Consider the following 6,987-nt stretch of genomic DNA (forward strand, 5'->3'; position numbering starts at 1 on the left):
TATCTGTCAGGAGGCCACGGCCCGGCGCCACCAGGGCCGCCTGGCGAGCCTGGCCTGTCCGGTCCGCAGGTAGTGCGCCACGTCGGGATCCATGGCCACCGCCCAGATCAGCTCGGCCGAATGCGGCGTGCCGCAAAACAGGATGCGATCACCCATCGCCAGCGGCTCGTCGTCATCAGGCAGCAGTATCACCCGCTCATCGCGAATGACCATCAGGACCAGGGCATCGAGTTTCTCCTCCCGATTGCCGGGATCAAGCGTCAGCATCCCGACCGTGAAGGTCTTCCCGGCCTCGATCGCTTCGGCCAGCGGCGGCGTGCGCTTGTCGCTGACGCGGCTGCTCCAGAACTGAACGCGTTCGTCGCCGATGCGCTTGCGCAGGCGCTCGAGACAATCCCGGTTCCAGTCCTCGTCGTGTTCGAGCATGCTGTCAATGAACTCCGGAACCATCGGCGCTTCAAGCACGGGGCGAATGGCCGACGCGATGATTCCGCTGACCGAACAGGTCAGGTGCGTTCCCGCCTCCTCGAAAAGCTGACGATTGTGCAGGTAGTTCTCGCGCGCGATCACCAGCAGGTCGGGGTTGAGCATTCGTGCAGTCATGATGGTCGAGAGGTTCTCGGCGTCACTCGCGTGTGCTGCAACCAGCCCGGTCACCTCCGCGACACCCGCCTTTTCGAGCGTGGCGGCCTCCGAGCTGGGGCCGAAGACGCTGCTCGAAGGCCAATCGTCCTGGCCATCTTCGACGGCGATGATCCGCGTGGTCACGCCTTCACTTCGCAGGCGCTCGGCCAGCAGACGACCATGATCGTCCTGGCCGCAGACCAGCCAGGTGCCGTCCAGTCGGGTATCCGGTTCCCATTTCTGGCGCGCGCCGGCTTCCGACAGGCGTTCGTAGAGTTGATAGGCCCAGGGGCGAGTGATGGCCAGGGCGATCCGACGCGAAAATTCCTCGGCCGGACGAACAACGAAGCCGGTTTCGAAGGAGGTCATGTTCCGGGCCGTGGCCTCGGACTTCGCGCGCGCTGCAACATGCAGCTTCTGGTTCAGCAAGCGGCCGGCCAGCGCGATCTTGAGATTGGTTTCATCGCTGTCGGTCAGCGCGAGCAGGCCCGCGCACCAGCGATTCTGCAGCCCGGCCTTGAGCAGACTCTCGGGTATCGAGGCATCGAGCCGGAAGCCCGGCACCAGCACGGGATAATCGCGCAGCTGGAGGTCCCGGATGGCCTCGGCCGATTGGTCCACCACGACCACTCGACGCCCGCTCTGGACAAGATTGTCCACCAGCATGGCGCCGCCGCCGCCAAAACCGCAGACCAGGTAGAACGGCGAGCGAATGGCGCGGATGCTTCGCTGCAATCGATGCCGCCCCAGCGCTTCGTGGAAGGCATCGTCTCGGATCAGGCCGACGAGGCTGCCGATGGCGAACAGCCAGGCAAAGACCGTCATGTAGATACACACGATCGTCCACAAGCGCTGGGCATTGCTGAATTCGGCCGGCAGCTCGCCGAAACCGATGGTGCTGCCGGTGTAGCTGACCACGTAAAAGGCGTGAAGGAAACTCATGGTCCAGGGCTCGCCGGCTTCGTCGAAGCCCGGGACCAGGGTGTAGCCCACTGTCGCGACGGAATAGGCGCCGATCAGCACGACCAGCGGCAGCCGCATGCGCTGAAACAGGAGTGACAGCGGTGTGCTCATGGCCTGGAATCCGGCTCAGCGCCGGAAGCGGTTGGTCTCGATCAGCACCACGACCATGGACACGATATTGGCCAGCAGCGCACCGCCGGAGAGCGAGACCACGGACGCCATCACCGCCGGCGTGAGCCCTGCGTCGGTCATGTGCAGGGCCACGCCCCAGACCAGCGCCGCGGCCAGGAGATGAAGATCGGCCACGAGACTCGAGGCCAGCAGAACGGCCCCGATGTGCGTGCGCTCGCCGAGCTTCATGACCGTGGCGATCAGGCTGACGACGATGGCGGCGAACAACTCGTAGGCGTTGTGGTGATCGGGGTTGTCCATATCGCCGAGGAAGAAGCCGAAGTTGAGCGTCAACGCCAGCAGGATGAAGAACGCGAATACTACTTTCTCAGGATTCATGGGATCCCCGGCCGATCAGCGAGCACAGCGATCACGTTAGCCGACCGGCACGAGAGCGTCAATTCAATCACGACCGCTTCGCCAGATCGAGATCAACAGCCAGACACCGCCGAGCGTCGCACCGACGAAGCCCAGGAAGCCGAACAAGGGCAAGCCGAAGGCCTGCTTGTCGCCCTGGACGTTCATGACGATGGCCGACCCGATGATCAGGGCCGCGGTCACGATGCCGAGGGTCAGGCGGCTGGCGGCCTGGTCGAGCTGGTTGCTGACTTCCTTGAGAGAGCGGATATCGACGTGCACCTCGATGCGGCCCTTGCTGGCGTTGCGCAGCAGTCGGCTGAGGTCGGCCGGCAGGTCGCCGAGCAGGCGCAGCGTCTGCAGCGCACTCTTGCGCATGCGCCGGGCCAGGTTGACCGGCGCATAGTGACGGCGAAGCACTTCCTCGATGATCGGTGCCGCCTCACCGGCCATGTCGAAGTCGGGATCGAGGCGCCGACCCATGCCCTCGAGCGTGAGAAAGGCCTTGAGCATCAGCACCAGGTCGGCGGGCAGGACCAGCTGGTGCTGGCGCAGCACCGCGGTGATATCGCCGATCATGGCCGACAGATCAAGCTGCTGCAGCGGCACGCCGTGGTAATGGTCGATGAACTCCTCGACGTCTTCACCCAGCTTCTCCTCGTCGACCTCGTCGTCCTCGCTCCATGCCAGCAGGATAGTCGCCGCATTCTCCGCATCGCGGGCTACCAGGCCGTGCAGCAGCTCGGCGACCTCGTGGCGGCGCTGTTCCGAAAGCCGCCCGACCATACCGAAGTCGAGCAGGCCGATGCGGTTGTCCGGCAGGTAGAGGATATTGCCGGGGTGCGGATCGGCGTGGAAAAAACCTTCTTCCAGGATCATCAGCAAGATGGCGCGGGTACCCCGCAAGGCAATCTCGTGGCGGTCCAGACCCGCTTCATCCACCGCTTCGAGATCCCGGCCGGGTATCCCTTCCAGACAGGCCTGCACGTTCAGTCGCTCTCCGCTCCACTCCCAGAAGACGTCGGGCACGACAATGCCCGAGTCCGCCTCGAGCCCGTCGGCGATGCGTTCGGCATTGCGGCACTCGGCAACGAAGTCCAGCTCGAGGCGCAGGGAGCGGGCAAAATGTCGCACCAGCAGCCGGGGCCGGTAGTGGCGCAACTCGCTCGCTTCAGACTCCAGGATCTCCGCCAGGCGCCTGAGAAGGCGCAGGTCCGCCTCGATCACCGACTTGATGCCGGGCCGCCTCACTTTCAGCGCGACTGCGGTGCCGTCCTCGAGCCAGGCGCGATGCACCTGGGCGAGTGACGCCGCAGCCAGGGGCTCGCGCTCGACGTGCTCGAAGACTTCGTCCGGCGGGGCGCCGAGATCCTCGGTCAGCTGCGCCTCGATCTTGTCCCATTCGACGGCCGGGGCATGATCCTGAAGCTTGCCGAACTCATCGAGCCACTCCGGCCCGAACAGGTCGACACGCGTGGACAGTACCTGGCCGAGCTTGACGAAAGTCGGGCCCAGTTCCTCCAGCACCCGACGCACGCGCTCGGGCGGCTTCAAATTCGCAAGCTCCTCACCTTCTTTCCAGTGCAGGACCTTGCCGGCACGCTGCAGGGCACCGGCCATGCCGACCCGCTGCACGATGTCGCCGAAACCGTAGCGAATCAGGACCGAGGCGATATCCTGCATGCGGCCGATATCGCGCGCCGCGCTGAGTGCCTGCCAGAGCATGCTTGCCATCCGTTCGAAATCAGTGCCTAGGGTAGCCGATCAGACGAGTATTCGCCGCGCGTTGCCGATGCAAAGCATCGCAACGACAAGGCGGCGCACGGTAGAATCCCGGGCATGCCCTCCTCCATTCGATTCCTGATTGTCATCGCATGCGTGCTGGGACTGATCGGCTGCGCCACCACCCCGCCGGAGCGCCAGGACAACCTGTGCGAGATCTTCGAGCAGGAGCCAGGCTGGTACGATCACGCGCACAACAGCGAGCGCCGCTGGGGCGTTCCGATCGCGGTGCAGATGGCCATCGTCCAGCGCGAATCCTCGTTCCGGGCGCGCGTCAGACCCGAGCGCACCAAGCTGCTGGGCTTCATTCCCTGGCGGCGCCCCTCCTCGGCGGCCGGATACGCCCAGGCCCAGGATCCGGCCTGGAAGGAATACCTCGAAATGACGGGTCAGTCGGCCTGGTTCACCAGCCGCTCCGACATGGCCGACGCGCTGGATTTCATCGGCTGGTACAACTACACCAGCCACCGTCACCTGGGAATCGCCCGCAACGATGCCTACAGGCTCTACCTGGCCTATCACGAGGGCCGTACCGGCTACGAACGCGGCAGTTGGCGCGACAAGCCCAAGGTCCAGCAGACCGCTCGCGAGGTCGCCGACCGGGCCGATCGCTATGCCCGTCAGCTGCCCGCCTGCGAGGAAGGGCTCCGTTGCGCGGCCTGGTGGAAAATCTGGCCCTTCTGCCGCTGAACGAACAGGCGGGCGTACAGCCAGCCGCCGACAGCGCCCGGCAGGCTGAGTAGAAGCAGTCCGGAAAGACTGCGCGCGGCGGCGATCGGTGTAATCGGCAGCATGCCGTCCATGACCAGAAGCGCGACCAGGGGCGCCAGGAATCCCGCAAGCACGAACAAGCCCGTGGACAAGGTCGGCCAGCGGCGCGCCAGGCCGCCGGCAACCGGTAGCGCCACCAGCATCGCGGCCGCGACGATGATGGCCCAGAGCGGGGCGAAACCGACCAGGTCGTGAAGCGTCGTTTCCAGCCGCTCGGAGACCCCCACAGGCGCCCCAAGCTCGGCAATACGGGCGAGATTGAGCTGCGTCTGGATAACGCTGCCCAGACCGGCGGTGACCAACACCGCGGCCAGCCAGGCCAGAAACCACTTGAGCGCCTTCATCGATATCGCCTTGCAGGAAAAGACCCCGACAGATTACCAGTACCACCGCCGCGGTCTGCTATCTTGCGTTCAACATGCCTGTCCAGGAGACCCGAATGACCCGGATTCTTTCACTGTTCCTGCTCATTTTGCTGCCCGCCGGTATTGCCGCGAAGGAACTCGAGGTCGAATCCTTCGCCGGGCCGCTCGAACACCCCTGGTCCCTGGCCTTCCTGCCTGACGGTCGCGCGCTGGTCACCGAGCGCCCGGGTCGCCTGCGCCTTATCGAGGCCGACGGCCAACTGATCGAAGACCCTGTCGCAGGGACGCCGGGAGTGCACGCCAATAGCCAGGGCGGCCTGATGGGCCTGGCGCTGCATCCCGACTACGCCGACAACGGCTGGATCTACCTGACCCTGGCCCACGGCACGCCTTCGGCCAACGCAACGCGCGTTGTCCGCGGCCGGCTCGCCGAAGGACGCTGGATCGACGAGGAGGTCCTGTTCACCGCGCAGCCGAACAAGGACACGCCCGTCCACTACGGCGGCCGCATGGCCTTCCTGCCCGACGGCACCTTGCTGGTCAGCGTCGGCGACGGGTTCGACTACCGCGAGCACGCGCAGCACCTCGACAGCCACCTGGGCAAGATCATCCGAATCAACGATGACGGTAGCGTGCCCACAGACAACCCCTTCACGGGACGGGAAGACGCGCTGCCGGAGATCTATTCCTGGGGCCATCGCAACCCGCAGGGCCTAGTGGTCGAGCCTGCAAGCGGACGCATCTGGTCGCACGAACACGGCCCGCGCGGCGGCGACGAATTCAACCGGATCGAACCCGGCACCAACTACGGCTGGCCGATCGCCACCTACGGCGTGGACTACTCCGGAGCGCGCGTAACCCCCTTCACCACCCGAGCCGACATGACCGACCCCCTGATCGACTGGACCCCGTCCATCGCCCCGGCCGGCATGAGCCGCTACGACGGCGAAATGTTCCCCGAATGGCAGGGTGACCTCTTCGTGGCCAGCCTGGTCGAGAAAACCATCCGCCGCATCGTGCTCGACGGCGACGAGGTCGTCTCCGACGAGCCGCTCGGGCTGGAGATCGACCGACGCCTGCGCGACGTGCGGGTGGGACCGGATGGAGCGCTGTATGTGCTCACGGATGAGGCATCCGGTGAGGTTTTGCGTGTATCTCGTTGATCTAATTGGACTCGGGACTCGGGACTCGGGACTAGGGACTAGGGACTAGGGACTAGGGACTAGGGACTAGGGACTAGGGACTAGGGACTAGGGACTAGGGACTGGGGACTGGGGACTGGGGAGTCAGGAGTCAGGAGTCAGGGAAAACCGCTTTGGGTGTGGGGCCGGTTGGCGGCACCGGTCGGGGTGCGGGCCTCGACAAGTCAACTGCGGTTTCGCCCGGCCTGCTTCGCAGGCGCTTTCGGCGAGTACCTTTTTTCCAAAGCGAAAAAAGATACGAAAAAGCGCTTTTCAAAGTCAAAGTCCCACGATCCGGGGTTTCAGGACTGACATGGGGAGGTGGCTGGCCCCTTCGCGCAGCGGGCTTCGCGAAGACTCGGTCGGAGGATCCGGTGGCGCTGGCGGGAATGGGACGAAGCCCGCACGAGGACGGCTCGGCTTCGAAGGTGGCGCGCTGCGCGCGCGGAGGCTTGATCCAGGCGCGTAGGATGCGTGGAGGCCCGTAGGGCCGTAACGCATCGGCCGATGCGTTGCGCTTCGCTCCACGCATCCTACGCTTCTCATTGATATAATGGGACTCGGGACTCGGGACTCGGGACTCGGGAGTCGGGAGTCGGGAGTCGGGAGTCGGGAGTCAGGGAAAACCGCTTTGGGTGTGGGGCTGGTTAGCGGCACCGGTCGCGGTGCGGGCCTCGACAAGTCAACTGCGGTTTCGCCCGGCCTGCTTCGCAGGCGCTTTCGGCGAGTACCTTTTTTCCAAAGCGAAAAAAGATACGAAAAAGCGCTTTTCA

Annotated in this window: 6 protein-coding genes; 2 read left to right on the forward strand and 4 right to left on the reverse strand. The window is 65.0% G+C overall.

The genetic code is table 11. From position 1 onward, the window contains the following. Window positions 1–6: 6 nt before the first annotated feature. The 3 genes from ACDC67_RS12265 to ACDC67_RS12275 form a co-directional block, all read right to left on the reverse strand. Window positions 7–1,698 carry an NAD-binding protein gene (locus tag ACDC67_RS12265; RefSeq protein ID WP_376693531.1) on the reverse strand — a complete coding sequence of 564 codons (1,692 nt, stop codon included), beginning with the start codon at window positions 1,696–1,698 and terminating at the stop codon, window positions 7–9. A gap of 15 nt (window positions 1,699–1,713) precedes the next feature. Continuing rightward, the gene (locus ACDC67_RS12270) at window positions 1,714–2,097 is read right to left on the reverse strand and encodes a DUF6394 family protein (protein WP_376693533.1); all 384 of its coding nucleotides are present in this window, start codon (window positions 2,095–2,097) and stop codon (window positions 1,714–1,716) included. A gap of 63 nt (window positions 2,098–2,160) precedes the next feature. Beyond that, on the reverse strand, window positions 2,161–3,840 hold the full coding sequence (locus tag ACDC67_RS12275; RefSeq protein WP_376693535.1) for an ABC1 kinase family protein: 1,680 nt from the start codon (window positions 3,838–3,840) through the stop codon (window positions 2,161–2,163). A gap of 114 nt (window positions 3,841–3,954) precedes the next feature. On the opposite strand from ACDC67_RS12275, the gene ACDC67_RS12280 reads away from it, so the two are divergent. Further along, a complete protein-coding gene (locus ACDC67_RS12280; protein ID WP_376693537.1) occupies window positions 3,955–4,587 on the forward strand; it encodes a transglycosylase SLT domain-containing protein in 633 nt (210 codons plus the stop codon). Here the strand turns inward: ACDC67_RS12280 and ACDC67_RS12285 are convergent. Continuing rightward, entirely contained in the window at window positions 4,518–5,012 is a 495-nt protein-coding gene (locus ACDC67_RS12285; RefSeq protein WP_376693539.1) for a hypothetical protein, read from the reverse strand. The two genes, ACDC67_RS12280 and ACDC67_RS12285, sit on opposite strands and share 70 nt — an antisense overlap. A gap of 95 nt (window positions 5,013–5,107) precedes the next feature. Between ACDC67_RS12285 and ACDC67_RS12290 the strand changes: the two genes are divergently transcribed. Further along, window positions 5,108–6,196, forward strand: coding sequence for a PQQ-dependent sugar dehydrogenase (locus ACDC67_RS12290; RefSeq protein WP_376693540.1), 1,089 nt, complete (start codon window positions 5,108–5,110; stop codon window positions 6,194–6,196). The last annotated feature ends 791 nt before the right edge of the window (window positions 6,197–6,987 follow it).

The organism is Wenzhouxiangella indolica (genome assembly GCF_042310355.1).
In the GTDB taxonomy this organism is placed as follows: domain Bacteria; phylum Pseudomonadota; class Gammaproteobacteria; order Xanthomonadales; family Wenzhouxiangellaceae; genus Wenzhouxiangella.

Excerpts from the sequence above, each read along its gene's own strand:
- ACDC67_RS12280 (WP_376693537.1), top strand. The coding sequence starts at position 3,955 with ATGCCCTCCTCCATTCGATTCCTGATTGTCATCGCATGCGTGCTGGGA.
- ACDC67_RS12275 (WP_376693535.1), bottom strand. The coding sequence starts at position 3,840 with ATGCTCTGGCAGGCACTCAGCGCGGCGCGCGATATCGGCCGCATGCAG.
- ACDC67_RS12265 (WP_376693531.1), bottom strand. The coding sequence starts at position 1,698 with ATGAGCACACCGCTGTCACTCCTGTTTCAGCGCATGCGGCTGCCGCTG.
- ACDC67_RS12270 (WP_376693533.1), bottom strand. The coding sequence starts at position 2,097 with ATGAATCCTGAGAAAGTAGTATTCGCGTTCTTCATCCTGCTGGCGTTG.
- ACDC67_RS12290 (WP_376693540.1), top strand. The coding sequence starts at position 5,108 with ATGACCCGGATTCTTTCACTGTTCCTGCTCATTTTGCTGCCCGCCGGT.
- ACDC67_RS12285 (WP_376693539.1), bottom strand. The coding sequence starts at position 5,012 with ATGAAGGCGCTCAAGTGGTTTCTGGCCTGGCTGGCCGCGGTGTTGGTC.